The sequence below is a fragment of the Microbacterium luteolum genome (genome assembly GCF_039533965.1).
GTDB classification, from domain to species: Bacteria; Actinomycetota; Actinomycetes; order Actinomycetales; family Microbacteriaceae; genus Microbacterium; species Microbacterium luteolum.
This window is the reverse complement of sequence record NZ_BAAAUN010000001.1, coordinates 2,159,415-2,185,178: the sequence shown is the minus strand read 5'-3', so window position 1 is coordinate 2,185,178 and position 25,764 is coordinate 2,159,415. Positions and strand designations below refer to the sequence as shown.

Below are 25,764 nucleotides of genomic sequence, written 5' to 3'. Positions count from 1 at the left end.
TGGGGCCCTTCGACAGGCTCAGGGACCCAACCTGGGGTCGCTGAGCCTGTCGAAGCGTCAGAATCCGGGGATCAGGCTGACGACGAGGTCGATGAGCTTGATACCGATGAACGGCGCGATCACGCCGCCGAGGCCGTAGATCAGCAGGTTGCGCTGCAGGATCTGCGAGGCGCTCGCCGGGCGGTACTTCACTCCGCGGAGGGCGAGCGGGATGAGGAAGACGATCACGATCGCGTTGAAGATGATCGCGCTGGTGACAGCGGATGCCGGGGAGTGCAGCTGCATGATGTTGAGGGTGGCGAGTCCGGGGAAGACGCCCATGAACATCGCCGGGATGATCGCGAAGTACTTCGCGATGTCGTTGGCGAGCGAGAACGTCGTGAGCGCCCCGCGCGTGATCAGCAGCTGCTTGCCGATGCGCACGATGTCGATCAGCTTGGTCGGATCCGAGTCGAGGTCGACCATGTTGCCGGCCTCCTTCGCGGCCGAGGTGCCGGTGTTCATCGCGACACCGACATCCGCCTGCGCGAGGGCCGGAGCATCGTTCGTGCCGTCGCCGGTCATCGCGACGAGGCGTCCGCCCTCCTGCTCGCGGCGGATCAGCTCGAGCTTCTGCTCGGGCGTGGCCTCGGCGAGGAAGTCGTCGACACCGGCCTCCGCAGCGATCGCCTTGGCGGTGAGCGGGTTGTCGCCCGTGATCATGACGGTGCGAATACCCATGCTGCGCAGCTCGTCGAAGCGCTCGCGCAGGCCGTCCTTGACGATGTCCTTGAGGTGCACGACCCCGAGGATGCGGTCGTCGTCGGCGGCCTCGGTCGTTGAGCGAGCGGAGCGAGACGAAACGCCTTCCGGTCCCTTCACCGCGACGACGAGGGGGGTGCCGCCGCTGGAGGCGACGGCATCCGTCAGAGATGTCAGCTCCGTGTCGTCGCCCCCGAGCCCGAGCCAGGCGCGCACGGCGGAGCCGGCACCCTTGCGGATCTGCGTGCCGTCGGCGAGATCGAGGCCGCTCATGCGCGTCTGCGCGGTGAACGGCACGATGACGGCATCCGTCGGCTGTTCGACCCGGATGCCGCGGCTCGCGGCCAGCTCGACGATCGAGGCGCCTTCGGGAGTCGGGTCGGCGAGCGACGAGAGGGCCGCGATGCGCAGCAGCTCGGCGTCTCCCACGCCCTGAAGCGGCAGCACCTCGTGTGCGCGACGGTTGCCGTAGGTGATGGTGCCGGTCTTGTCGAGCAGCAGTGTCGTCACGTCTCCGGCCGCCTCGACCGCTCGTCCCGACATCGCCAGCACGTTGCGCTGCACGAGGCGGTCCATGCCCGCGATGCCGATGGCCGAGAGCAGCGCCCCGATGGTCGTCGGGATGAGGCACACGAGCAGCGCGATGAGGACCGGGATGCTGACGGGCGACGCGGCGTACGACGCGATCGGGTTGAGGGCGAGGACGACCACCACGAACACGATCGAGAGGCTCGCGAGCAGGATGTTCAGCGCGATCTCGTTCGGTGTGCGCTGCCGGCTCGCGCCTTCGACGAGGGCGATCATGCGGTCGACGAAGGTCTCGCCCGGCTTGGAGGTGATGCGCACCACGATCCGGTCGGACAGCACGCGGGTGCCGCCGGTGACGGCGCTGCGGTCGCCTCCCGACTCGCGGATGACCGGGGCGCTCTCGCCCGTGATCGCCGACTCATCGACGGTTGCGATGCCGGCGATGATGTCGCCGTCGCCGGGGATGAGCTCACCCGCGGTCACGATCACGACGTCGTCGCGCTGCAGCTCCGCCGACGAGACCTCGACCACCTCGGCCGATTCGGCGAGCGGATCGCTCGACATATCGTGAGCGACGACCCGCCGCGCCATGGTGCTCGTCCGGGTCTTGCGCAGGGTCGCGGCCTGGGCTTTGCCGCGGCCCTCGGCCACGGACTCGGCGACGTTCGCGAACAGCACGGTGAGCCACAGCCACACCGCGATGCCCCAGGTGAACGGGGCGGGGACGGGCGTTCCACCGGAGTCGGCCGGTCCGCCCAGGAACGGCTCCGCGATCGCGAGCACCGTGGTGAAGGCGGCGCCGACCCAGACCAGCAGCATCACGGGGTTGCGCACGAGCGCGGTCGGGTTCAGCTTGCGCAGCGCTCCAGGGAGCGCCTGCACGAGCTGTGCCCATCCGAAGGCGCGGGCAGGCGCCTCGGTCGTCGAGCGAGCGGAGCGAGACGAAACGTCAGGCTCGTGAACGTCGGTATCGATTGTCATGTCAGACGAGTCCTTCAGCGAGGGGTCCCAGCGCGAGCACCGGGAAGTACGTGAGTGCGGTGACGATGACCGTCACGGCGAGGAGGAGGCCGACGAACTGCGGCCGGTGAGTGGGCAGCGTGCCCGAGGTGGCGGGGACCCGCTCCTGTGCCGCGAACGAGCCGGCCAGGGCCAGCACGAGCACGATCGGGAGGAACCTGCCGAGCAGCATCGCGACGCCCAGGGCCGTGTTGAACCACGGGGTGTTGGCGGTGAGCCCGGCGAACGCCGAGCCGTTGTTGTTCGAGGCCGAGGTGAAGGCGTAGAGCACCTCGCTCATGCCGTGCACGCCGGGGTTCAGGATGCTGGTCGACTCGACGTCCTCGCGGATGCCGGGGATCGCGAAGCTCAGAGCCGTACCGCCGAGGACGAGCGCCGGCACCACGAGGATGTAGAGGCTCGCGAGCTTGATCTCGCGCGGCCCGATGCGCTTGCCGAGGTACTCGGGGGTGCGGCCGACGAGCAGCCCGCCGACGAACACCGCGATGATCGCGAGCACCAGCATGCCGTACAGGCCCGAGCCCACGCCGCCGGGGGCGACCTCGCCGAGCATCATGTTGAGCATCGGCATCATGCCGCCGAGGGCCGTGTACGAGTCGTGCATGGAGTTGACCGCGCCGGTGGACGTGAGCGTGCTGGCCGTGCCGAACAGCGTGGAGCCCAGGATGCCGAAGCGCGCCTCCTTGCCCTCCATCGCGGCTCCGGCGAGCTCTGGGGCGCTGCCGCGGCCGGCGAGTTCGAGCGCAGAGAGCGCGAACGTCGAGACGAGGAAGATCGTGCCCATGACCGCGGCGATGGCGTAGCCCTGGCGGTGGTCGCCGACCATGCGCCCGAAAGTGCGGGGGAGCGCGAACGGGATGATGAGGATCAGCAGGATCTCGAGCAGGTTCGTGAACCCGCTGGGGTTCTCGAACGGGTGCGCCGAGTTGGCGTTGAAGAACCCGCCGCCGTTCGTGCCGAGGAGCTTGATCGCCTCCTGAGAGGCGACCGGACCGCCGGGGATCGTCTGCGTTCCGCCCGAGACCGTGGTGACGTCGGTGAAGCCGGCGAAGTTCTGGATGACGCCGCCCGCGAGCAGAGCCACCGCGCCGATCAGCGCGATCGGGAGCAGGAGGCGTCCGAGGCCGCGGGTCAGGTCGACCCAGAAGTTGCCGATCGTCGACGAGCCGCGGCGGGCGAGACCGCGGATCAGCGCGATCGCGATGGTGAGGCCGACCGCCGCCGAGACGAAGTTCTGCACGGTGAGCCCGGCGAGCTGAACGGCGTAGCCCATCGTCTGCTCCGGCGAGTACGACTGCCAGTTCGTGTTGGCGACGAAGGAGGCCGCGGTGTTGAAAGCGAGTCCCTCCGGCACGGCGGGCAGGCCCAGCGACTGCGGCAGGAAAGCCTGGAGGCGCTGCAGCGCGTAGACGAGGACGACGCCGACGACCGAGAAGGCGAGCACGCTGCGGGCGTATGCACGCCAGGTCTGCTCGGACCGGGAGTCGACCCCGATCACGCGGTAGAGGCCGCGCTCGACGCGGAGGTCGCGCGGGGTCGTGTAGACGTGGGCGATGTAGTCGCCGAGGGGGCGATACAGCAGGACGAGCACGACCACGACGGCCGTGACCTGCAGGATGCCGAACCAGATCGACGTATCCATCAGAACCTCTCCGGAGCGACGAGGGCGACCACGAGGTAGACGACGGCGGCGACCGCGAGGGCGGCGGCGATGATCTCGAAGACGATCACAGTCGCTCCACCCCCTTCGCGACCAGGGACACGAGGGCGAACAGCGCGAGAGTCAGCGCGATGTAGATGATGTCGAGCACGGAGTCGATACAACTCCCGTACGGTGCAGCATCCGTCGATCCTCACGGTTCCCCTACGGGTTCCGGCGCGACCCATGCGCGGCCCTCACGATGGGCGTCGACAAGGACCGCGTTCCGGTCGCAGTTGCTGCCGCCCTCTGCAGCGAAAGGCGGCGCGAACTGCGACCGGAACCTCGCGTGGCAGCGCGAAGTGCGACCGGAAGAACCCTCGCGGTTCTAAGCTCACGGAGTGGGTGCGACCAGACGGCGGATCGGGGCGGGGACGGTGATCGTCCTGACGCTCATCGCCGTCGCCGCGGTATGCGCGATCAGCGGCATCCTGCCGAGTGCGGATGCCGGTGCCCTCGGCCTCCGCACGGCCCCGGTCCTCGGATTCGTGGTGGCCATCACGATCGTCGCCGAGCTCGCCCGTGATGCCGGTGTGTTCGACGTGCTCGCGCAGCGGCTCGCCCGCTGGGGACACGGCCGCGTCGTCGCGCTGTGGGCATCGGTCGTCGCGCTCGCCGTGGTCAGCACCGTGTTCCTGTCGCTCGACACCACGGCCGTGATCGTGACGCCGGTCGTGGTGGTGCTCGCGCAGAGCATCGGCGTCTCCCCGCTGCCGTTCGCGCTCGCGACGGTGTGGCTGGCGAACACGGCATCCCTCGCTCTGCCCGTCCTCGAACCTGACGAACCTGCTCGCCGCTCCCGCCATCGGCGCCGACCCCGCCGCGTTCCTCGCGCTCAGCTGGGCTCCGACGCTGGTCGGCGTGCTCATCCCGGTCGCGATCCTCACGGTCGCCCACCGCCGCACCCTCTTCGGCGCCTATCGGGTGCCGCAGCCGGGCACACCGCCCGACCGTGTGCTGTTCTGGGGCGCGGTCGGGGTGCTGGTGGTGCTGCTGCCGCTGCTGACGCTCACGCATGACGTCTGGATCCCCGCCACGGTCGCGGCGCTCTCGATGCTCGTGCTCTTCGCCGTGCGTCGACGGCACGTCCTGCGGCTCGGGCTGGTGCCGTGGCAGGCGCTGGGCCTCGCGGCCGCGCTCTTCGTGCTGGTCGAGACCGCGCACGCCAACGGCATCCTGGACTTCCTGACGGACGTCGCGCCGAGCGGTCACGGGGTGGGGGCGCTTCTCCAGCTCGCCGCGATGGGCGCTGTCACCGCCAATGGCGTGAACAACCTCCCCGCCTATCTGATCCTCGAGCCCGCCGCGGGCGACCCCGTCGCGCTGATGGCGCTCCTGATCGGCGTGAACCTGGGCCCGCTCATCACGCCCTGGGCTTCCCTCGCGACGCTGCTCTGGCATCACCGCATCGTCGCGCTCGGCGTCACGATCAGCTGGCCGCGCTTCATGCTCTGGGGCGTCGTCGTGGCCGTGCCGACGGTGGCGGTCGCCGCCCTGGTGCTCGCCCTCGTCGCGGCCTGACTCGATGTCGAGGTGGTTGGCTAGCATGTGGCCATGACGAATCTGGAGGAGGCGTACGACCAGGCGTTCTCAGAAGGGTACGACGCCGCGTGGGATGACACCGCGGCCGATGGTCTCTCGCGGATCTCGAGGCGCAACTCGAGACTCTGATCGACGAGGCTTCCCCCGGACTACTCAGAGCGTGTCGATGAGGCGAAGCGGGTCGTCTTGGGGTCGGTCGACGACGTCTGACGCGCCGAACCGTCCGACGCTCCTCGTTCCGCCGCTACGCCGACCGCGTCGACGTCGGGTTGCCTGCTTGAAGGTCGGCGAAGAGCCAGCTGAGGTCGACCTGTACGGTCTGCGGGAGGAAGACGGATGCCGGGTCGACGGTGTGCGAGTCGTGAATGGTCATACAAGCTATTGCCCGATCCCGGAAGAAAGGTTCACGGGAATTCGGGAAGAGGCCGGTATCGGTCGCCGCTACGCCGAACTCCCGCGACTCGCCCACAGCAGCCCGCGCTCGACGATGGTGCGGACGTTCGCGTCGCGCAGCACATCCGGATCGTGCCCAGGGGTGGCGACGAAGACGCGCCCGGCACCCCAGGAGCGGGTCCACACCGCCGGCGAGGTCACGGGGCGGTGCCACGGCTGATCGGAGCGCGCCGGATGCGTCGTCGTGGCCAGCACGTCGTTGAGGTCGTCGTGCAGCACCCAGTACTGCTCGGTGGTGAGCGCGAGGTCGTCGATGCCGCGCGTGATGTCGTGATCGCGTCCGAGATCGGTGATGTCGATCGTGTGCGGCAGGAAGCTGTCGGCACCGTCGCCGCGGATCTGCTCCGGTGCCTTCGCGGGGTGCTTGACGAACTGCCCGCCGACCAGCTGCAGGTAGTCGGAGTTGGCGCGGTACGAGTCGACGATGCCACCGTGCCAGCCCGCGAACCCCGTACCCGCGAGCACGGCATCGCGCAGACCCTTCACGGCGGCACCGGAGATCTCCGACATGGTCACGGACTGCACGATGAGATCGGTCTCCGCCATCGCGGCGGCATCCGCGTAGATCTCGGGGGACTCCTCGATCCTGACGTCGTAGCCGTTCTGCTCGAGGAACGGGACGAAGAGGTCCGTGGTCTCCACCGGCTGGTGTCCCGACCAGCCGCCGCGCACGATCAGGGCTCTGCGTGAGTTCATGCCCTCAGCCTAGGGATGCCGCGCCGCGATCACTCCTGAGGCGGACCGCCCGGGCGGTGTGCGCGCCGTCCCGAGACGACGACCGGGCGTCCGGCGCGTTCCTGTCCCGGCAGCGGCCGCGAGCGACGCCCGTAGATGAGCTCGGAGGAGTCCAGCAGCCAGGGGACGAGCGTGATCGACACCCCGTGCACGAGCATGAGCTGGTTGGCGAGGCGACGAGCGCGGCGGTTGTGCAGGAACGACTCCCACCAGTGGCCGACGATGTACTGCGGCAGGTACACGGTCACGACCGAGGAGCCGTGCTTGGCCCGGTACTGCTTGATGAACTGGGTCACCGGCTGCGCGAACGAGCGGTACGGCGACTCGAGGATCACGAGCGGGATCGGCATCAGATGGTCGGCCCACTGCTGCTGCAGCTCGCTGGCGTCATCCGCATCGACGGCCACGTGCACCGCGATCGTCTTGCCGTGCTTCGCGGCGACCGCGTAGTCGACGGCCTTCGCGACGGGCTTCTGCAGCTTGCTGACCATGACGATCGCGACGTCGCCCGTCGCGCCGAAGCGGGTGGTGTCGTCGATCGCGATCTCGTGGTCGACGTCGCGGTAGTACCGCTTCACGCCCATCATCAGGAACGCGAGGATCGGGATCGCGAAGAACACGAGATACGCGCCGTGGGTGAACTTGGTGATCGTCACGATCAGCAGCACGGCCACCGTCATGACGGCGCCGGCGGAGTTGATGATGAGCCCCACTCTCGCGGAGCGGCGATCGGATGCTGCCGCGCCGGACGCGTCGTCGGGTGTGCGGAGGACCCTCCGCCAGTGCCGCACCATGCCGATCTGGCCAAGCGAGAACGACACGAAGACGCCGATGATGTACAGCTGGATCAGTGTCGTCAGGCGCGCCTGGAACACCACGAGAACGATCATGGCGCCGATGCCGAGCAGGATCATGCCGTTCGAGAACACAAGGCGGTCTCCGCGGGTGTTCAGCGACTTCGGCGCGTAGCCGTCGCGGGCGAGGACCGCACCGAGCAGCGGGAATCCGTTGAACGCCGTGTTCGCCGCGAGCAGCAGCACGCAGGCCGTCGCCGCCTGCACGATGAAGAACAGGATGCTGCCACCGCCGAACGTCGCGCTCGCGATCTGCGCCATCAGGCTGGGCTGCGGATTCGCGCAGTCGAAGCCGATCAGGTCGCATGGATTCTCGGCGTAGTGCACGCCGGTGATCAGGGCCAGGGCGGTGAGCCCCGCGAACAGGCAGGCGGCGATCGAACCCATCAGCACGAGGGTCGACTGCGCGTTGCGCACCTTGGGGGTGCGGAACGCGGGCACGCCGTTCGACACGGCCTCCACGCCCGTGAGGGCGGAGCATCCGCTCGAGAACGCGCGCAGGATGAGGAGGATGACGGCGGCCTGGCTGAGATTCTCGGCCTGCACCGAGAACTCGGCGCTCGAGGCGATGGGGGCGTCTCCCAGGAACGTGCGCACCAGCCCCGTCACGATCATGAAGGCGACCGAGGCGATGAACACGTACGTGGGGATCGCGAAGACGAGTGATGCCTCGCGCACGCCGCGGAGGTTCACGATGATGATCAGGATGACGAATCCGACCGCCAGCTCCACGCGCAGCGGATCGAGACCGGGGACCGCGGAGATGATGTTGTCCACGCCCGAGGCGACCGAGACGGCCACGGTCAGCACGTAGTCGACCAGCAGTGCGGCCGCGACGATCACGCCGGGGATCTCGCCGAGGTTCTTCGAGGCGACCTCGTAGTCGCCTCCGCCGGAGGGGTAGGCCTTGATGAGCTGCCGGTAGCTGAGGACCACGACGATCAGCAGCAGGACGACCGCGGCCGCGACCAGGGGAGTGAACGACAGGAAGGTGAGTCCGCCGATCAGCAGGATCATCACGAGCTCCTGCGGCGCGTACGCCACCGAGCTCAGCGCGTCCGACGCGAAGATCGGTAGCGCCATCTTCTTCGGGAGCAGCTGGTCCTCCACCTGCTCACTCGTCAGCGGGTCGCCGATGAGGATGCGCTTGGCCCGCGGGGGTGAATCCGCGCCGTCCTTGATTTCGTCTGACACGTCCGGCGACACTACGCCTGCCGACGGCTTCCTCACGCCATCCTCACGGAATCCCTACGGCGTGTCGGATGACCCTCACGGAATCCTTACGGGCCCGGGTCAGTCCTGATGCGGACGCGGCATGTACCACTCCGTGAACGCGGTCGCCCGACCCTCGGCATCGAGACGGACGACCCAGAGGTTCAGATAGTCGCGCTCTGCGGGGTACTGCGTGCGGCCCTGGATGAGCACGAGACTCTCGTCCTCGTGGATGATCGACCACTCGAAGCTCCAGGTGCCCGGGTCGTCGAGATCCTCGAGCCAACCGGCCACGATGGCGGCCCGTCCCACCCGGGGTTCGGAGTCCGGACTGGTCAGGTACCGGGCGTCCTCGGCGAACAGCGCGCCGATCTGCTGCGCGTCGTTCGATCGCCATGCGTCGACGTATGCCTCGGTCCAGGTCTCTCCGGCGCTGCTCATGTGGTCAGTTGTAGACCGGGCCGGCAGGGGCGTCAAGACCGTGGCAGATGCCTGCGGCCGGTGCACGCGAGGTGCTCAGGGGGCGTCGTCCGGTGGGAAGACCACCGTGGCGACGAGGCCGCCTTCCTCCCTCGCCGCGAAGCGGAGCGTGGCGTCGTGGCGATCGGTGATGGCCTTCACGATCGACAGGCCGAGGCCCCGCCCCTTCGAGGTCGACGCCGTGGATCGGCCGCGCGCGCGGAAGAACGGGTCGGTGAGCGATTCGAGGTCGGCATCCGCGACGAAGGCTCCGGAGTTCTCGACCCGCAGCTCGGCCCCTGTGCGCGGGCGTGACTCGGTCGTCACCCTGACCCAGCCGCCCGGCTCGTTGTGCCGGACGCCGTTCTGGATGAGGTTGAAGAGCAGCTGTCTCAGCAGCGACGCGTCGCCGGAGACCGGCGTCGTCGACAGCCGGTAGTCGATCCGCACGCCCGCGGCCTCCGCCTCCTCGGCGACCTCCGCCAACACGAACGTGGCGACCTGCTCCAGCTGGACGATGCCGTGATCCGCGCTCGCCGCATCGACCTCCGTCAGGTCGAGCAGGGACTCCACGGTGTCGATGCTGCGCTCGTTGGTCTCCCGCAGTCGCTCGAGCAGGGGACGCTCGTGCGCATCCGCTCCGCTGAGCGCCACGTCGAGCATCGCGCGGGTCGTCGCCAACGGGGTGCGCAGCTCGTGCGAGGCGTTGGCCGCGAAACGACGATAGGTCCCGAAGGAGCGTTCGAGGCCCTCGAGCATCTCGTCGAAGGTGTCGGCCAGGTCGGTCAGCTCGTCTTTCGGGCCTGCGAGGGCGATCCGGTGGTCGAGGTGTCCGCGTGCCGCGCGGTGCGCGGCGGCGTTGACCTCCTGCAGCGGTCGGAGCATCCGTCCTGCCAGGGCCCAGCCGGCCCACGTTCCGCCGCCGGCGAGGAGCACCAGGAGGATCGCGGCGATGATCAGGATCAGCGTCTGCACGTCACTGCGCGAGGAGACGATCAGGCCGGGGATGGTCTCGGCGGCTGCGATGCCGGTGTCGTAGAGCGGTTCGGTCGGGGTGGTCTGCAGGGGTTCCGCCGTGGTCGCCGGCACGGCGAACGCATAAGTGGGCAGATACCCCACCACGACGTAGACGATCAGCATCATCAACGCACCAGCCAGCGTGAGGAGTCCGGCGTAGGTGAGCGCGAGACGGGTCCGCAGCGTCAGCCGGAAACCCTCGACGCTCAGCTTCAGGCGATTCGGCTCCGTCGAGCCCGTCGGTCGTGTGGCGGACATGTCAGCCCGTCCGACCGATGACGTATCCGGCACCCGGCAACGTCTCGATGACACGCGGTTCGCCCAGCTTCCGGCGCAGCGTGCTGATCGTGACCTTGACCGAGTTCGTGAACGGGTTGGCGTTCTCGTCCCATGCCTTCTCGAGCAGTCGTTCGGCACTCACGACCGTCCCCGGCTCCCGCATCAGCACCTCCAGGACCGCGAACTCCTTACGGGTGAGGTTCACGAACCTCCCCGAGCGGGTCACCTCTCGCCGGATGGGGTTCAGACGCACATCGGCCGCTTCCAGGATCGGCGGCAGCGCGCTGAACCGGCGCCGGCTCAGCGCGCGCAGGCGGGCGATCAGCTCCGGGAACTGGAAGGGTTTCGCGAGGTAGTCATCCGCTCCCAGCGTGAGGCCGTCGACCTTGTCGTCGAGTAGTCGAGCAGCGGTGAGCATCAGGATGGCCGGTCGATCGGGGTCGCGCGAGAGGCGCCGGCACACCTCGTCGCCGTGGATGACGGGAATGTCACGGTCCAGGAGCACGACGTCGTACTCGGTGTGCGCGACGGCTTCGAGCGCGGCCGCGCCGTCATCGGCGATGTCCGCGGATATCGCCTCCAGGCTCAGCCTCGCGTGGATGGCCTCCGCCAGATAGCGCTCATCTTCGACAACCAGCACTCGCATCTCGAGTTCTCCTCACTCCTGATCACATGCAATCACTATGCAGGTTCGCGGAAGGTAAAGGGTTCTCTTTACCCTGCTGCGACCGGCCGCCCCGTGAACTGTCCTCACCCCTCACCGTGAGGGAGCACCGAAAGGACACCCATGCGAATCACACGCAACCGCGGCCTGGCCTTCCTCGCCGGCCTGATGCTCGTCGGCGGCCTCGCCGCCTGCGCTCCCACGCCCGACGCGGCGGACGAGTCCCCCGACCTGGACAGCGCCAGCCAGGAACAGGAGTTCGATGACTGGCAGCTCGCCTGGGAGAAGTGCATGAAGGACGAGGGCGTCGACCTGTCGCAGTTCATGGCCAAGGCCGGCAGCGACGGCGAAGAGACCGAGGTCGCCCCTGAGCCGCCGAGCGACGCGGACATCGCCGCGATGGATGACGCGCGCGAGGTCTGCGACGAGAAGCTCGGAGATCCGCCCACGCGCGACGACATGCCCTCCGACGACGAGATGAACGAGATGATGCTCACCTTCGCCCAGTGCATGCGCGACGCGGGATACGACTTCCCCGACCCCGAGCCGGGCCCCGCCGGGACCACGGCCGCCATGCCCATGGGCGACTACGACCCGGCCGACATGGATGCGTGCATGACCGAGGCCGGCTTCCCCGGAGCAGAAGGATGAAGCACTCCTTCGGCATCCTGAGGAAGAGAGATCCTGACGCGGACGATCAGGACACCGTTCTCGGTATCGGCGGAACCGGCGGCAACGGAGACGACGACGGGGAGGAGGAGCAGCGCTTCTCCTCCGGTCGCGGTCGCCGCGGCTGGATCATCGCGGCGACCGCCCTCGTGGTCGTGGCTGCGGTCGCCGCGACGATCCTGCTCACCCGTCCCCCGGCCGAGGCCGGCGAGGAGAAGAAGGCGCCGCCCACCGAGACGACGGCCGTCGCCCGGGGGAACCTGACCGAGCAGGTCCGGGTGACGGGCAAGCTCGAGTTCAAGAACGTGCGCGATCTCGGGTCTCCGCTCGCGGGCACGGTGACGGGCGTGCCCGCACCGGGAACCGTCGTCGGACGCGGGTACGAGCTCTACCGCGTGGACGACACCCCGGTCATCCTGATGTTCGGTGGGCTGCCCGTGTGGCGGGAGTTCGCGGAAGGCATGACCGACGGTGAGGACATCCGGCAGCTCGAGATCAACCTCCAGGCACTCGGCTTCTTCGACGGCGAACCGGACGACGAGTTCCGGTGGGCGACGATCGAGGCGATCAAGGAATGGCAGGACGCGCTCGGTCTCGAAGACACGGGTCGCATCGAGATGGGACGGATCGTGTTCTCTCCCGGAGAGGTGCGGGTCCAGGATGCCGTCGCGAAGGTCGGCAGCCCGGCGGGCGGCGCGGTGCTCAAGGTGTCCGACAGCACCAAGGAGGCGGCCGTCGACATCGATCCGAACCTGGCGGCGAACGCGCCGGTGGGTGCCAAGGTCGACGTGCGGCTGCCGGACGGCACCGTCGCGACCGGCACGGTGACCGCCGTTGGTGCCCCTGTCGAGCGGGAGAACGACAACGGCGGCAAGACGCTGAAGCTCCCGATCACGATCGTGCTGGACGACCCGACCCTCGCGGCGGCGTTCGACACGGTCAGCGTGAGCGTGACGCTGGTCCATCTCATCGCCGAGGACGTGCTGCTGGTCCCCGTGACCGCCCTGCTCGCGCAGCCGGGCGGAGAGTCGGCGGTCGAACGCGTCGTGAACAAGAAGACCGAGCTCGTCACGGTCGAGCTCGGCAAGTTCGCGGACGGGATGGTGGAGATCGTCGGGGGCGACCTCGCCGAAGGCGACATCGTGGCGGTGGCGAAATGAGCGCCGTGATCGAGCTGACGGGGGTGACCCGTTCCTACGGGTCACCCCCGACTCTCGCCCTGCGCGGAGTGGATCTGCGGATCGATCGGGGAGAGATGGTCGCGATCGTGGGGCCGAGCGGCTCCGGGAAGTCCACTCTCCTGAACCTCATGGGCACCTTGGATCGAGCGAGTTCCGGTCTCACCCGGATCGCCGGCTACGACGTCGCCGACCTGGGCGACGCGCAGCTCTCCGCCCTGCGCGCGTACACGATCGGCTTCGTGTTCCAGCAGTTCCATCTCTCCGACGGCGTCACCGCCATCGACAACGTCGCGACGGGACTCCTCTACACCGGCACGCCGACGGGCGCGCGTCGCAAGCGCGCGGCCGTCGCCCTGGAGCGGGTGGGGCTGGGGCACCGGCTGCGTCATCAGCCGCGTCAGCTCTCCGGTGGAGAGCGACAGCGTGTCGCCATCGCCCGAGCGGTCGTGGGGGAGCCCGCGCTGCTGCTCGCCGACGAGCCCACCGGGAGTCTCGACAGCAAGTCGGGAGCCGCCGTCATCGAGATCCTGAAGGAGCTCAACCGGGCAGGCACCACGGTCGTGGTCATCACCCACGACCAGGAGCTCGCCGATCGGATGCCGCGGCAGATCCGCATCCGCGACGGTGAGATCGTCGCCGACACCGGGCGTCCGGGCGACGTCGCGGCCGCGTCGGCACCGAGCCTGGAGGCGAGAGCATGAGCGTGCGGCTGCAGGCGAGACTCCGCCCATCCGACCTGCTCGGACTCGGCTTCCACGGCCTGCGCGCGCACCCTCTGCGGGCGGTGCTGTCGGCGCTGGGCATCGCGATCGGCATCGCCGCGATGATCGCCGTGATTGGGATCTCCACGTCGAGCGAGGCGCTCGTGAAGCAGAGACTGGCCTCGCTCGGGACCAACCTCCTGACGGTCACGGCAGGCAGCGACATGTTCGGCGGAGACGCCAAGCTCCCCGCCGACGCGATCATCCGCGTGCGGAACGTCCCCGGCGTCGAGACGGCGACCTGGATCTCGACTCTCAAAGACGTGCATGTCTACCGGAGCGCATCGATCGACAAGGGCGAGACCGGAGGGCTGACGGTCGCGGCCGCCGGCGACGATCTGCTCGAGGCGACCGGGTCGGATCTTCAGGCGGGCGCGTGGATGAACGAGGTGACGGAGAAGCTCCCCGCCGTCGTGCTCGGCTACAAGGCGGCGGAGAGGCTGGGGATCAGCACGGTCGGGAGTCAGGTCTGGCTGGGCGGACGGTACTTCACCGTCGTCGGGATTCTCGAGCGAGCGCCGCTCGCACCCGAGCTCGACACCGCCGCGCTGATCGGTGCGGGTATCGCCGAGGAGCTCTTCGGGTTCGACGGCTCCCCGACGACGATCTACGAGCGGTCGGCGGACGACGCCGTGGACGAGGCGCGCGATCTCCTGCCGCGCACGGTCAATCCCGAGGCGCCCAACGAGGTCAAGGTCAGCCGTCCGTCCGATGCGCTCGCCGCGAAGAACACGATCGATCAGGCCTTCACCGGACTTCTGGTGGGGGTCGGCTCCATCGCCCTTCTCGTCGGCGGCATCGGCGTCGCCAACACCATGGTGATCACGGTCCTGGAGCGCCGCCGCGAGATCGGACTCCGACGAGCCATCGGCGCGACCCGCGGGCACATCCGCTCGCAGTTCCTCGTCGAAGCCGTGCTGCTCGCCTCGCTCGGCGGACTGGGTGGATCCCTCATCGGGTGGCTCATCACCTGGATCGTCGCGACGGGCAACGGATGGCTCGTGTCCATCCCTCCGCTGGTGCTCGTCGCCGGAGTCGTCGTCACGATGTTCGTCGGCGCGATCGCGGGGTCCATCCCGGCCATCCGCGCCGCCCGGACATCACCGACCGCCGCGCTCAGCGCATGAGAGACGGGTCGCTCCCCGGAGGGAGCGGCCCGTCCGTGGTCCCGGGGGAGCGGAACAGGCCGAAGAACCACCGGACGGCGAGTGTCGACACGATGACGGCGAAGAGCACGGAGAGGAAGGCGATCATGCCGAGGGCCAGGACCGTCAGCGCGACAATCTCGGCGGACAGCAGCATCCCGAATCCGGCGAGCAGCGTCGAGAGGTCGTCGATCATGAGGTGCGCTCCGCCGCGGCAGGACGAGCTGCGCGCTGCGCCTGCGGGGCCTCGTTCAGGGAGCGCCAGGCCAGGTAGGCCGCGTACGCCCCGACGGGTGCGGTCGACGTTCCCGGCGGTGTGCTCCGCGCGATCCGGTGTCGAGAACCGGGGGATGCAGGTGCCAATCGATGCCCCTTCCGTGCTGCAGCTCTCACTGTGCAGGGGGCGGGGTTGCCACAGCGTAAGCGCCGACGATGCGCTCACGCTCGCGTCGATCCGGGTGGAATCGCCATGATGCGGATCCACAGCGGTTTCCGATCACGAACTTGTAACGTCGATCTCATGACGACCCTTCAGGTCACCGAAGACTCCATCCGCAAGACACGCGAACTGCGTGACGAGTTCCAGCGTTTCCTGCGCGAGTACGAGTTCGGGATGCGTGAGGTGGAGACGAAGATCTCGATCCTCCGTGACGAGTTCACCCACGACCACGCGTACAACCCGATCGAGCACGTGAAGAGCCGGCTCAAGACGCCGGACAGCATCGTCGAGAAGATCGCTCGCAAGGGCATCGACGAGCCCGACTTCGACCGCATCCGCTCCGAGATCACCGACATCGCGGGCGTGCGCGTGACCTGCAGCTTCGTCGCCGACGTGTACCAGCTCTTCGACCTCCTCACCCAGCAGGACGACGTCACGGTGCGGGTGGTCAAGGACTACATCGCGCAGCCGAAGGAGAACGGCTACAAGAGCCTGCACGCGATCATCGAGGTCCCCGTGTTCCTGTCGACGGGCGCCCTGGCGGTTCCCGTCGAGGTGCAGTTCCGCACCATCGCGATGGATTTCTGGGCCAGCCTCGAGCACAAGATCTACTACAAGTTCTCGAACCAGGTCCCCTCGCACCTCGTCGACAGCCTGACGGATGCCGCGGCGGCCGCCGCCGAGCTCGACACCCGCATGGAGCGCCTGCACCGCGAGGCCCACGGCGTCCCGCGCAGGCAGCTCGCCCCGCCGCCGCCCCCGCGCGTCGTCGGAGTCTGACTGAGGCCTCCGGAACGTCGCCTCGCGCGCCTGGCCTAACATGGGCGGCATGGCGACGAAGGCACCGAAGTCCGACATCGACGAGACCGGTGTACGGGTCTCGAAGCCGAAGAAGGTCGCCGTCGGCGTGCCCGCCGTGCTGCACGCGCTGCAGATCGCGAACGAGCAGATGGGTGTCGTCCGCTCGGTGCAGACCCTCGCGCGGGTGAACCAGAAGGATGGGTTCGACTGCCCGGGATGCGCGTGGCCGGAGGAGGACAAGCGACACCTCGCCGAGTTCTGCGAGAACGGGGCCAAGGCTGTCGCCGAGGAGGCGACTCTTCGCACGGTCGGTCCGGCGTTCTTCCAGGAGCACTCGATCGACGAGCTCCGTGGACACGACGATTGGTGGCTCGGGCAGCAGGGGCGGCTGACGCATCCGATGATCCTCGACGAAGGTGCGACCCACTATCGTCCCGTGTCGTGGGACGACGCGCTGCGCGCCGTCGCCGACGAGATCGCCGCGGTCGACGACCCCGACGAGACGGTGTTCTACACGTCGGGTCGCACGTCGAACGAAGCGGCTTTCCTCTACCAGCTGCTGGTGCGCGGCATAGGCACGAACAACCTGCCGGACTGCTCGAACATGTGCCACGAGTCCAGCGGATCCGCGCTCACCGAGACCATCGGCATCGGCAAGGGCACCGTGTCGATCGACGACGTGCACGACGCCGACCTCCTCATCGTCGCGGGACAGAACCCGGGGACCAACCATCCGCGGATGCTGTCGGCGCTCGAGAAGGCGAAGCAGCGCGGCGCCAGGGTGATCGCGGTGAACCCGCTGCCGGAAGCCGGTCTGATGCGGTTCGAGAACCCGCAGACTCCGCGAGGCGTGGCGTTCGGCGGCACGAAGATCGCCGACCGGTTCGTGCAGATCCGATCCGGTGGCGATCAGGCACTGTTCCAGGCCATCGGCAAGCACCTGCTCGAGGTCGAGGAGCGCGACGGCGGCGTGCTCGACCACGCCTTCATCGACGCGCACACCAGCGGCTTCGACGCGTACCGCGAGGCGATGGCACGCGCGGACTGGGCGTCGCTGGTCGAGGCGACGGGCGTGTCCGAAGCCTCGCTGCGCGTGATCGCCGAGGACGTGCGCACCTCGAAAGCCACGATCGTCTGCTGGGCGATGGGCCTCACGCAGCACAAGCACTCCGTGCCGACTCTGCGCGACGTGGTCAACGTGCTGCTGCTGCAGGGCAACATCGGGCGGAAGGGCGCGGGTGTGTGCCCGGTGCGCGGACACTCCAACGTGCAGGGCGATCGCACCGTGGGCATCTACGAGAAGCCGTCTGAGGCGTTCCTCGAGGCCCTCGACCGCGAGTTCGCGTTCACCGCACCCCGCGAGCACGGCTTCGACACGGTCGAGGCGATCCGCGCGATGCGCGACGGCCGCGTGCGCGTGTTCATGGGCATGGGCGGCAACTTCGTCTCGGCCACGCCCGACACCGCCGTCGTCGAAGCCGCGATGGCCCGGGTGAACCTCACGGTGCAGGTCTCCACCAAGCTCAATCGCTCGCACGTCGTCACCGGCCGCCGGGCGATCATCCTGCCGACGCTGGGGCGCACCGACCGCGACCGCCGCGGCGGCGCCGAGCAGCGCGTCACGGTCGAGGATTCGATGGGCGCCGTCCACGCGTCCCGTGGCCGCTTGGCTCCCCCGGCCGACGATCTGCTGAGCGAGGTCGCGATCGTCGCTCGCCTGTGCGGGCACCTCTTCGACGAGGGACCGTCGCCGGCGCAGGCGCCCGTATCGCACGACGGCGACCCCGAGCGGGGGCTCCCCGAGCACGGTGAGCTCGAGGGAGAGCGCCACTCGCCCCGGCCGAAGAACGCTCCCCGCGCCGACTGGGCCGCCCTCGAGACGGACTACGCCCTGATCCGCTCCCACATCGCGCGCGTCATCCCGGGTTTCGAGGACTACGACGCCCGCATCCAGAAGGGGCGCACGTTCTTCCTCCCGAACGGACCCCGCGACGAGCGCCGGTTCGCGACGGTCGACGGCAAGGCCCGCTTCACAGCGAACGTGCTCGAGTACCCGGTGATCCCCCCGGGCCGCCTGCTGCTGCAGACGCTGCGGTCGCACGATCAGTACAACACGACGATCTACGGCAAGGACGACCGCTACCGCGGCATCAGCGGCGGCCGGCGGGTCGTGCTCGTGCATGCGGAGGACATCGCCGAGCTCGGATTCGCCGAGGGCGAGATCGTCGACATCGTCTCGGAGTGGACGGGGCCCGACGGCACCGTCGAAGAGCGCAGGGCCGAGGAGTTCCGCATCGTCCCGTACTCGACGCCGCGCGGCAACGCGGCGGCGTACTACCCGGAGACCAACGTGCTCGTGCCCCTCGATTCGGTCGCCGACGTCAGCGGCACACCCACGTCGAAGGCCGTGATCGTGCGCCTCGAGCACCGCGCCGGCGCGGGCGCCACCGGCGCGGCCGCGACCGGCGACTGAGATGGGACGCCTCACCGCCCGCTCACCGGTCACCCGCATCGCGATCGTCGATGACGAGGTCACGGTCCGCCGCCGCGCCGACACCCTCGCGGTGGAGGAGCCGCTGGAGATCCGCGTCGCGGGAACCCCGCTGACCGTGACGATGCGCACCCCGGGCCATGACGTCGAGCTCGCCGCCGGATTCCTCGTTTCGGAGGGCGTGATCGGGGCCGGTGGCGATTTCCTCTCCGCGATCCACTGCGGTGGTCCGGGCACAGGAGGCGGGGCGCCCGGTTCTCTGCTGACCATGGACTCACCTGGGTCCCTGAGCCTGTCGAAGGGCCATGCAGGACGCTTCGACAGGCTCAGCGACCCAGAGTCGGCCGCCCCGCCGGCATCCGTCCTCTCCTCGGGCAACACGTACAACGTGCTCGACGTGACACTCCGGCCCGGACTGGAGCCGCTGCTCACCGACATCGCACGCAACTTCTACACGACGAGCTCGTGCGGCGTGTGCGGAGCGGCCTCCATCGAGGCGATCGAGAAGACCTCCCGATTCGACGTGGCGGCGGATGCCGTCACCGTGGATGCCGCGATGCTGCTCGGTCTCCCCGACAGGCTGCGCGAGGGGCAGGCCGTGTTCGAGAAGACCGGCGGCCTCCACGCGGCTGCGCTCTTCGACGCGGCGTCGGGCGAGCTGCTGGTGCTGCGGGAGGACGTCGGCAGGCACAACGCCGTCGACAAGGTGATCGGCTGGGCCGCCCTCGACGACCGCCTGCCGCTGAGCGGCACGGTGCTGCAGGTGTCGGGGCGGGCGAGTTTCGAGCTGGTGCAGAAGGCGGTGATGGCCGGCATCCCGATCCTCTCCGCCGTGTCCGCGCCGTCCTCACTCGCCGTCGAGCTCGCGGCCGCGTCGGGGGTCACGCTCGCGGGGTTCGTGCGGGGGAGCTCGATGAACGTCTATGCGCGTCCGGAGCGCGTGCTGGTCTGATCCGGCCGCACGCCGGAACACCGCTCCGATCCGTTTCCGCTCTGCCTCCGAACTACCTGCGAGCACCTTCACCGGTGGAACAGGAGACGATCATGGCGCAGCGACGCAGTGGGAAACGATTCATCGCGTGGGCCGCGCTCGCGGGCGTGATCAGCGGCGCGGTGTTCCTCGCCGTCGCCGAGCTCTTCGCCCTGATCTTCGCGCGCACGGCCAGCCCGATCCTGGCGGTCGGCGGTTTCGTGATCGACATCGTGCCGCAGCCCTTCAAGGAGTTCGCGATCGCCACCTTCGGCGAGTACGACAAGATCGCACTGCTCGCGGGCCTGGGCCTCGCGGTGGTCATCGCTTCGGCGATCGCCGGCGTTCTGCAGCTCGTGAAGGCTCCGCTGGGCGTCATCGCCCTGGTCATCGCCGGCGTGCTCTCCACGGCCGCCATCGTGACGCGCGCCGGAGTCACTCCGCTCGCCTTCCTGCCTCCCGTCCTCGGCACGATCGTCGGGTCGCTGATCCTCGTCCTGCTGGTCCGGCGTCTCCGCGCATGGCGCGCGGCGGCCGCCGCCACGGCGGACGACTCCGCGAGCGGCGTGGTGCCCGAGAACCCGGCCGCCCCGAAGGGCATCGACCGCCGTCGCTTCTTCGCCCTCGCCGCGATCGCCGGGGTATCCGCCGTCGTCGTGGGTGTCGCCTCGCGCGCCGTGACCATGGCCGTCGGCTCTGTCGAGTCGATCCGCAACGCCCTCAAGCTCCCGGCACCGAAGTCGACCGTGACTGTGCCGCAGGGCGCAGAGCTCGACATCAAGGGGCTGAGCGAGCTGTTCACGCCGAACAAGGACTTCTACCGCGTCGACACCGCGCTCACCGTTCCCACGATCGACCCCGAGACCTGGCGTCTCGTGATCGACGGCATGGTCGACCAGCGCGTGGAGCTGTCGTTCCAGGACATCCTCGACATGGGCCTCGACGAGTACGCGATCACGCTCACCTGCGTCTCGAACGAGGTCGGCGGAGAGCTCGTCGGCAACGCGATGTGGCTCGGTGTCCCCCTGCGCGACGTGCTGAAGAAGGCAGGCGTCAAGTCCGGCGCCGACATGGTGCTCTCGAAGAGCGTCGACGGCTACACGGCCAGCACGCCGCTGGCCGCCCTGATCGACGACAACCTCGATGCGATCCTCGCGGTCGGGATGAACGGCGAGCCGCTGCCGCTCGAGCACGGCTTCCCGGTGCGCATGGTCGTGCCCGGGCTGTACGGCTACGTGTCGGCGACCAAGTGGCTCACCGAGCTCAAGGTCACGACCTTCGCCGACGACGAGGCCTACTGGACGCCCCGTGGTTACAGCGCCGAGGCCCCGATCAAGTTCTCGTCGCGGCTCGACACCCCGAGCATCGGCGAGGCGGTGCCAGCGGGCAAGATCCCGATCGCGGGCGTGGCCTGGGCGCAGTCGGTCGGCATCGAACGGGTCGAGGTGAAGATCGACGAAGGCGATTGGATGCCGGCCACCATGTCGACCCCCATCAACGATGACACCTGGGTGCAGTGGTTCATGGAGTGGGACGCGACCCCCGGCACGCACTACGTCGCGGTCCGCGCGGTCAACAAGAACGGCGATCTGCAGATCGAGGAGCGCGCACCGATCGCCCCCGACGGCTCGACCGGGTGGCAGCGTTCGCTGATCCGCGTCACGTGATGCCGGTGCGCGGACGAGCGTCGGCACCTAGGGTGGAGCCATGACCTCGCTCCCGGCTCTCGTGATCACGGTCTCGGACCGGTCGTCTCGGGGAGAGCGGGAAGACCGCGGCGGACCGATCGCCGTCGGGCTCCTGCGGGATGCCGGCTGGCACTGCCCGGATGCCGAGATCATCCCGGACGGCGCCGACTCGGTGGCGGATGCTCTCCGCAGGGCATCCGCGCGCGGCATCCGGCTCATCGTCACCACCGGCGGCACCGGCGTCGCGCCGCGTGATCAGACGCCCGAGGGCACGCGCCGGGTGATCACCCGCGAGCTCCCCGGGATCGCCGAGGAGCTGCGGCGCAGCGGACTCGCGGACACTCCGCTGTCCGTGGTGTCGCGGGGACTCGCCGGCATCATCGACCCCGCCGGGGCGCTGGTCGTGAATCTTCCCGGTTCCACGCGTGCCGTGGCATCCGGCGTGCCCGTGATCCTCGGCGTCGCCGGGCACATCGTTGATCAGCTCGAGGGCGGAGACCACTCATGAACGACGTAAGACTGGCGGCGATGAGCGAGGAGCTCCTCGACCTCGACGCGCATCTCCGGGCCGTGGAGGACCCGCGACTCGGCGGCGTGACCACCTTCGTCGGACGGGTGCGCGACAACGACCCCGATGCTCAGACGCCGGTGGTCGGCCTGGAGTACAGCTCCCACCCGGATGCCGAGGCGACGCTGCGCCGTATCGCCGAGCAGGCCGGCGGCGATGCCTCCGCCGTGGTGGCCGTGAGCCACCGCGTCGGTCGGCTGGAGGTCGGTGATGCGGCCGTCGTGATCGCGGTCGCCTCCGAGCACCGCGCCGAGGCCTTCGAGGTGTGCCGCGCGGTGATCGAGGACATCAAGCGCGACCTGCCGGTGTGGAAGCGGCAGCTCGAATCCGACGGGACGACGTCGTGGAAGGGCATCGGCGGCTGACGCCGAGCTGTCTCAGCCGCCGGCGAAGGGCGGGAGCACGTCGATGAGCTGGGCGTCATCGAGAGGCCGGTCGTCGTCGGCGCGCACACCGTCGACGAGCACGGCGCACCGCGGCAGGATGTCGGTGAGGGCCGGATGCTGCGCCACGACCGCCGCGCGGAGAGCGAGCAGCGTGCGCTCGTCGCGTTCCTCGGCATCCGTGCCCGCGGCCTCGGCGGCGGCGGCGAAGTAGCGTACGCGGGTCATCGTGCGTCTCCTGGCGCGTCTTCGCCGGGACGGACCCAGTCGCCGGAGCGTCCGCCCGACTTCGCGACGATGCGCACGTTCTCGATCACGACCGCGCGATCGATGCCCTTGATCATGTCGACGATCGCGAGGGCCGTCACCGACACGGCCGTCAGGGCCTCCATCTCGACGCCGGTGCGGTCGGCGGTGCCGACGGTCGCCTCGATGAGCACACCGTCGTCGACGATGTCGAGCTCGATGCTCGCGCGGTGCACGCCGATGACGTGCGCCAGGGGGAGCAGCGCGGGCGTGGACTTGGCGGCCTGGATGCCGGCGATGCGCGCGACGGCGAGGACATCGCCCTTCGGAGCGGTGCCGTCGCGGAGCGCCGCGATCACTTCGGGCCTGCAGCGCACGAAGCCGCGTGCGGACGCCGTGCGGACGGTCGGCTGCTTCGCGGTCACATCGACCATGTGCGCGCGGCCGGCCGCGTCAAGGTGAGGGAAGCTCATCCGACCAGCATGACATCGATCGCGTCGCCCACGGAAACGGCCTCGACCTCGGCCGGGACGATCGCGAACGCCTGCGCTCGAGCGAGCCCGCCCGCCAGGTGCGAGCCCGAGCCGCCGGACGTCGCGGGGCTCACGGTGCGGGCGACGAGATCGACCACGGCAGGGAGGAACTGACGACGGCCCGGAGGGGTGGTCCAGGCGACGTCGGCGGTGAACGACGCGTGCGGGCGGTGGATGCCGGCGCGACCCTGCATCGTGAGCAGAGCGGGGCGCACGAACACCTCGAACGACACCGCGACGCTCACCGGATTGCCGGGGAGGCCGAAGACGAGTGCTCCGGCATCCAGCACGCCGAAGGCCTGCGGCTTGCCCGGCTGCATCGCGACGCCGACGAACTCGACCTCGCCCTGTCCGTCGAACGCGCCGCGCACCGGTTCGTAGGCGCCCGCACTCACACCGCCCGTGAACACGATCACGTCGGCGCCGAGGGCCGTGGCCTCCGCGGTGACCGCGCGGACGGCATCCGCTTCGTCGGGCACCCGGGCGACGAGGACGACCTCGGCATCGGCATCCGCCACCAGCTGCTCGAGCAGGGGGCCGTTGGAATCAGGGATGCGTCCGCGGGCGGCGGGTTCTCCCGGTGCGAGCAGTTCGCTGCCGGTCGAGACCACGGCCACACGCGGCGCGCGCGTCACGGTCACCTCGGCGATCCCGGCGGCGACGGCCGCGGCGATCTGGAACGCGCCCAGACGCTCGCCCGCGAGCACGACGTCGTCGCCCGCCTGCAGATCCGCGCCGCGCCGGCGCACGAATGCCCCGGGCTTCGCCGGCGCCCGCAGCACGCGGACCTCGCCCAGCGAGTCGGCGAGACCGCCCGCCGTGTCCTCGAACGGGACGATCGCGTCAGCATCCGTGGGAGCCGGGGAGCCGGTCATGATGCGCGCGGCCTCGCCGGGGCCGAGCGGCGGGTCGAGAGACACCCCGGCCGGAAGGTCTGCGACGACGCGGAGAGTGATCGGGTTCGCCTCAGATGCCGCGTCGACGTCGGCGGCGCGCACAGCGAAGCCGTCCATGGCGGAGTTGTCGAACAGGGGGATGTCGTGGGCGGCGACGGCCGGATCCGCGAGAGTGCGCCCCGCGGCATCCCGCACCGGGCGGGTCTCGGCCTCGAGCACGTGCACGGCGTCGAGGACGCGCGCGAGCTGCTCTTCGACCGAACGCAGGGCGGTCATGCCGACACCGCCTCGGTCGTCGAGGATGCCGGACGGATCGCGATCTCGTGCTGGCGAGACGAGAGCGCATCGATCATCGCGAGCCGGCCGAGCAGGGGCTTTCCGGCTCCCGTGACGAGCTTGATCACCTCGCCGGCCAGCATCCCGCCGACCTGCACGCAGAGCGCACCGAGCACACCGACCTGGGCGCAGCTCGGCGGCTCGCCCTCGGTGCCGATCGGGAAGAGGTCGGCGAGCACAACGGGCTCGCCCTCGGGCGGGTCCGACCAGAAGACGGTCGCCTGTGCATGCCATTCCTGCACGGCTCCCCACACCAGCGGAACGCCGAGTGCCTCGGCCGCGGCGGCGACGTCGCGGCGGGTGTCGAAGGAGTCGCTCGTGTCGACGACCACATCCGCACCGGCGAGCAGACGTTCGGCGTTCGCGGCATCGAGGCGCTCCGGGTACTGCGTGATGACGGTCTGCGGGGCGAGGGCGCTGATCGCCCGCTCCGCGGACGCGGTCTTCCGCGTGCCGATGTCCTCGACCCGGTGCGCGAGCTGGCGCTGCAGGTTGGTCAGCTCCACGACGTCGTCGTCGATCACGGTGATCGATCCGATGCCGGCTGCGGCGAGGGCGAGCAGCACGGGCGAGCCGAGTCCGCCGGCGCCCACGACGGTGACGCGGGCGGCGTTCAGGCGGCGCTGGCCCTCTTCGCCGATGCCCGCGAGCACCGCGTGCCGGGCGGTGCGGACGAGCTCGGTCGGCTCCAGAGCGGATGCGGGGGCGACGAGAGGTTGCATGGCTTCAGCGTAGGCCTCGTCGTGCGCGCGTGTGGAGGCGCTTGCCTGTTGCTCCGGCGGTGCGGCGACTATCGTGGCGCCGACGGGCCGCCCGTGCCCGGGGAGACGGATGCCGACATGCGCACGCTCATCGCGGTGGAGTTCAGTTCGCTCGACGGGGTCATGCAGTCTCCCGGAAGATCGGACGAAGACACCTCCGACGGCTTCTCCCGAGGGGGATGGGCGGCGACGCACATGGCGGGCGACCCCGAAGCGGGGGCAGCGGCCATGGCGGGGAGTGGCGCGACGGAGGGCATGGTCTTCGGCCGACGCACCTACCTCGATCTCGTCGGGCACTGGCTCACGACATCCGAGCCGAACCCGTTCACCGACGTCCTGCGCGAGACGCCCAAGTACGTCGCCAGCAGGAACCCCGAGACCGACCTGCCCCATCCGAACAGCGAGCTCCTCGCCGGAGAGGCCGCCGACACGATCGCGCGCCTCAAGGCCGCCGGCGACGGCGAACTCGTCATGCTCGGCAGTGCGACGCTGCTGCACAGCCTGCAGGAAGCCGATCTGATCGACGGGTACATCCTCACGATCCTTCCCGTCACTGTGGGAGGAGGGAAGCGCCTCTTCGTCGACGGCACCGTGCCGGCGACGCTGACGCTCACTCGCTCCGTCGTCACTCAGAAGGGGGCGATCGTCGCGGAGTACCGCCGCTCCTGACAGGACTACCCCTTCCGGCCCTCG

Annotated in this window: 26 protein-coding genes and 1 pseudogene; 12 read left to right on the top strand and 15 right to left on the bottom strand. The window is 69.5% G+C overall.

The window, feature by feature from the left end:
* Nucleotides 1-57 precede the first annotated feature (57 nt).
* The 3 genes from kdpB to ABD648_RS10505 are packed head-to-tail and all read right to left on the bottom strand — an operon-like array spanning nucleotide 58 to nucleotide 4,020.
* Complete coding sequence (gene kdpB / locus ABD648_RS10515; RefSeq protein WP_282214901.1) at nucleotides 58-2,250, bottom strand: potassium-transporting ATPase subunit KdpB; 2,193 nt, start codon at nucleotides 2,248-2,250, stop codon at nucleotides 58-60.
* 1 nt (nucleotide 2,251) lies between these two features.
* Nucleotides 2,252-3,931, bottom strand: coding sequence for a potassium-transporting ATPase subunit KdpA (gene kdpA / locus ABD648_RS10510; protein WP_282214900.1), 1,680 nt, complete (start codon nucleotides 3,929-3,931; stop codon nucleotides 2,252-2,254).
* Nucleotides 3,931-4,020: a potassium-transporting ATPase subunit F gene (locus tag ABD648_RS10505; RefSeq protein ID WP_136055757.1), complete on the bottom strand. Its 90-nt coding sequence runs from the start codon at nucleotides 4,018-4,020 to the stop codon at nucleotides 3,931-3,933. The genes kdpA and ABD648_RS10505 overlap by 1 nt, the downstream gene beginning before the upstream one ends.
* Before the next feature lie 309 nt (nucleotides 4,021-4,329).
* Between ABD648_RS10505 and ABD648_RS20230 the strand changes: the two are divergent.
* Nucleotides 4,330-5,509: pseudogene (locus tag ABD648_RS20230) on the top strand (SLC13 family permease).
* 265 nt (nucleotides 5,510-5,774) lie between these two features.
* On the opposite strand, the gene ABD648_RS10490 reads toward ABD648_RS20230, so the two are convergent.
* From ABD648_RS10490 to ABD648_RS10465, 6 genes are all read right to left on the bottom strand, one after another.
* The gene (locus ABD648_RS10490) at nucleotides 5,775-5,903 is read right to left on the bottom strand and encodes a hypothetical protein (RefSeq protein WP_282214899.1); all 129 of its coding nucleotides are present in this window, start codon (nucleotides 5,901-5,903) and stop codon (nucleotides 5,775-5,777) included.
* A 68-nt stretch (nucleotides 5,904-5,971) separates the two neighbouring features.
* Nucleotides 5,972-6,679 carry a ThuA domain-containing protein gene (locus tag ABD648_RS10485; RefSeq protein ID WP_282214898.1) on the bottom strand — a complete coding sequence of 236 codons (708 nt, stop codon included), beginning with the start codon at nucleotides 6,677-6,679 and terminating at the stop codon, nucleotides 5,972-5,974.
* Nucleotides 6,680-6,708: 29 nt separating this feature from the next.
* The gene (locus ABD648_RS10480; RefSeq protein WP_282214897.1) at nucleotides 6,709-8,778 is read right to left on the bottom strand and encodes an APC family permease; all 2,070 of its coding nucleotides are present in this window, start codon (nucleotides 8,776-8,778) and stop codon (nucleotides 6,709-6,711) included.
* Between the two features lie 87 nt (nucleotides 8,779-8,865).
* On the bottom strand, nucleotides 8,866-9,225 hold the full coding sequence (locus tag ABD648_RS10475) for a YybH family protein (protein WP_282214896.1): 360 nt from the start codon (nucleotides 9,223-9,225) through the stop codon (nucleotides 8,866-8,868).
* A 75-nt stretch (nucleotides 9,226-9,300) separates the two neighbouring features.
* The gene (locus tag ABD648_RS10470) at nucleotides 9,301-10,518 is read right to left on the bottom strand and encodes a sensor histidine kinase (protein ID WP_282214895.1); all 1,218 of its coding nucleotides are present in this window, start codon (nucleotides 10,516-10,518) and stop codon (nucleotides 9,301-9,303) included.
* Between the two features lies 1 nt (nucleotide 10,519).
* Complete coding sequence (locus tag ABD648_RS10465) at nucleotides 10,520-11,185, bottom strand: response regulator transcription factor (protein ID WP_282214894.1); 666 nt, start codon at nucleotides 11,183-11,185, stop codon at nucleotides 10,520-10,522.
* Nucleotides 11,186-11,326: 141 nt separating this feature from the next.
* Here ABD648_RS10465 and ABD648_RS10460 point away from each other — a divergent pair, with 141 nt between their 5' ends.
* Genes ABD648_RS10460 through ABD648_RS10445 form a run of 4 tightly spaced genes read left to right on the top strand, consistent with a single transcriptional unit; the run spans nucleotide 11,327 to nucleotide 14,941 of the window.
* Nucleotides 11,327-11,854: a hypothetical protein gene (locus ABD648_RS10460; protein ID WP_282214893.1), complete on the top strand. Its 528-nt coding sequence runs from the start codon at nucleotides 11,327-11,329 to the stop codon at nucleotides 11,852-11,854.
* Nucleotides 11,851-13,032 (top strand): peptidoglycan-binding domain-containing protein, encoded by a 1,182-nt coding sequence (locus ABD648_RS10455; protein WP_282214892.1) that lies wholly within the window; start codon nucleotides 11,851-11,853, stop codon nucleotides 13,030-13,032. The genes ABD648_RS10460 and ABD648_RS10455 overlap by 4 nt, the downstream gene beginning before the upstream one ends.
* Complete coding sequence (locus tag ABD648_RS10450) at nucleotides 13,029-13,754, top strand: ABC transporter ATP-binding protein (protein ID WP_344709009.1); 726 nt, start codon at nucleotides 13,029-13,031, stop codon at nucleotides 13,752-13,754. Before ABD648_RS10455 ends, ABD648_RS10450 begins: the two co-directional genes overlap by 4 nt.
* Nucleotides 13,751-14,941 (top strand): ABC transporter permease, encoded by a 1,191-nt coding sequence (locus ABD648_RS10445; protein WP_282214890.1) that lies wholly within the window; start codon nucleotides 13,751-13,753, stop codon nucleotides 14,939-14,941. The genes ABD648_RS10450 and ABD648_RS10445 overlap by 4 nt, the downstream gene beginning before the upstream one ends.
* Here the strand turns inward: ABD648_RS10445 and ABD648_RS10440 are convergent.
* Nucleotides 14,931-15,155: a hypothetical protein gene (locus ABD648_RS10440; RefSeq protein ID WP_282214889.1), complete on the bottom strand. Its 225-nt coding sequence runs from the start codon at nucleotides 15,153-15,155 to the stop codon at nucleotides 14,931-14,933. The two genes, ABD648_RS10445 and ABD648_RS10440, sit on opposite strands and share 11 nt — an antisense overlap.
* Nucleotides 15,152-15,322, bottom strand: a complete 171-nt coding sequence (locus tag ABD648_RS10435; protein ID WP_282214888.1) for a hypothetical protein — start codon at nucleotides 15,320-15,322, stop codon at nucleotides 15,152-15,154. The genes ABD648_RS10440 and ABD648_RS10435 overlap by 4 nt, the downstream gene beginning before the upstream one ends.
* A gap of 157 nt (nucleotides 15,323-15,479) precedes the next feature.
* Between ABD648_RS10435 and ABD648_RS10430 the strand changes: the two genes are divergently transcribed.
* The 6 genes from ABD648_RS10430 to ABD648_RS10405 all read left to right on the top strand — a co-directional run bounded on the left by ABD648_RS10430 (nucleotide 15,480) and on the right by ABD648_RS10405 (nucleotide 22,281).
* Nucleotides 15,480-16,178, top strand: coding sequence for a GTP pyrophosphokinase (locus ABD648_RS10430; RefSeq protein ID WP_282214887.1), 699 nt, complete (start codon nucleotides 15,480-15,482; stop codon nucleotides 16,176-16,178).
* Between the two features lie 49 nt (nucleotides 16,179-16,227).
* Nucleotides 16,228-18,672: an FdhF/YdeP family oxidoreductase gene (locus ABD648_RS10425; RefSeq protein ID WP_282214886.1), complete on the top strand. Its 2,445-nt coding sequence runs from the start codon at nucleotides 16,228-16,230 to the stop codon at nucleotides 18,670-18,672.
* A gap of 1 nt (nucleotide 18,673) precedes the next feature.
* Nucleotides 18,674-19,642 carry a formate dehydrogenase accessory sulfurtransferase FdhD gene (fdhD, locus tag ABD648_RS10420; protein ID WP_282214885.1) on the top strand — a complete coding sequence of 323 codons (969 nt, stop codon included), beginning with the start codon at nucleotides 18,674-18,676 and terminating at the stop codon, nucleotides 19,640-19,642.
* A gap of 92 nt (nucleotides 19,643-19,734) precedes the next feature.
* Nucleotides 19,735-21,327, top strand: coding sequence for a molybdopterin-dependent oxidoreductase (locus ABD648_RS10415; RefSeq protein WP_282214884.1), 1,593 nt, complete (start codon nucleotides 19,735-19,737; stop codon nucleotides 21,325-21,327).
* A gap of 40 nt (nucleotides 21,328-21,367) precedes the next feature.
* The gene (locus ABD648_RS10410) at nucleotides 21,368-21,856 is read left to right on the top strand and encodes a MogA/MoaB family molybdenum cofactor biosynthesis protein (protein WP_282214883.1); all 489 of its coding nucleotides are present in this window, start codon (nucleotides 21,368-21,370) and stop codon (nucleotides 21,854-21,856) included.
* The gene (locus ABD648_RS10405) at nucleotides 21,853-22,281 is read left to right on the top strand and encodes a molybdenum cofactor biosynthesis protein MoaE (protein WP_282214882.1); all 429 of its coding nucleotides are present in this window, start codon (nucleotides 21,853-21,855) and stop codon (nucleotides 22,279-22,281) included. The genes ABD648_RS10410 and ABD648_RS10405 overlap by 4 nt, the downstream gene beginning before the upstream one ends.
* A 12-nt stretch (nucleotides 22,282-22,293) precedes the next feature.
* Here the strand turns inward: ABD648_RS10405 and ABD648_RS10400 are convergent, their stop codons facing one another.
* From ABD648_RS10400 to ABD648_RS10385, 4 genes are read right to left on the bottom strand one after another with little or no spacing between them, the layout of a single operon-like run.
* Nucleotides 22,294-22,527: a MoaD/ThiS family protein gene (locus tag ABD648_RS10400; protein ID WP_282214881.1), complete on the bottom strand. Its 234-nt coding sequence runs from the start codon at nucleotides 22,525-22,527 to the stop codon at nucleotides 22,294-22,296.
* Complete coding sequence (gene moaC, locus ABD648_RS10395) at nucleotides 22,524-23,018, bottom strand: cyclic pyranopterin monophosphate synthase MoaC (RefSeq protein ID WP_282214880.1); 495 nt, start codon at nucleotides 23,016-23,018, stop codon at nucleotides 22,524-22,526. Before moaC ends, ABD648_RS10400 begins: the two co-directional genes overlap by 4 nt.
* Nucleotides 23,015-24,250 carry a molybdopterin molybdotransferase MoeA gene (locus ABD648_RS10390; RefSeq protein WP_282214879.1) on the bottom strand — a complete coding sequence of 412 codons (1,236 nt, stop codon included), beginning with the start codon at nucleotides 24,248-24,250 and terminating at the stop codon, nucleotides 23,015-23,017. The genes moaC and ABD648_RS10390 overlap by 4 nt, the downstream gene beginning before the upstream one ends.
* Entirely contained in the window at nucleotides 24,247-25,032 is a 786-nt protein-coding gene (locus ABD648_RS10385) for a HesA/MoeB/ThiF family protein (RefSeq protein ID WP_282214878.1), read from the bottom strand. Before ABD648_RS10385 ends, ABD648_RS10390 begins: the two co-directional genes overlap by 4 nt.
* A 93-nt stretch (nucleotides 25,033-25,125) precedes the next feature.
* Between ABD648_RS10385 and ABD648_RS10380 the strand changes: the two genes are divergently transcribed.
* The gene (locus ABD648_RS10380; RefSeq protein ID WP_344709000.1) at nucleotides 25,126-25,740 is read left to right on the top strand and encodes a dihydrofolate reductase family protein; all 615 of its coding nucleotides are present in this window, start codon (nucleotides 25,126-25,128) and stop codon (nucleotides 25,738-25,740) included.
* The last annotated feature ends 24 nt before the right edge of the window (nucleotides 25,741-25,764 follow it).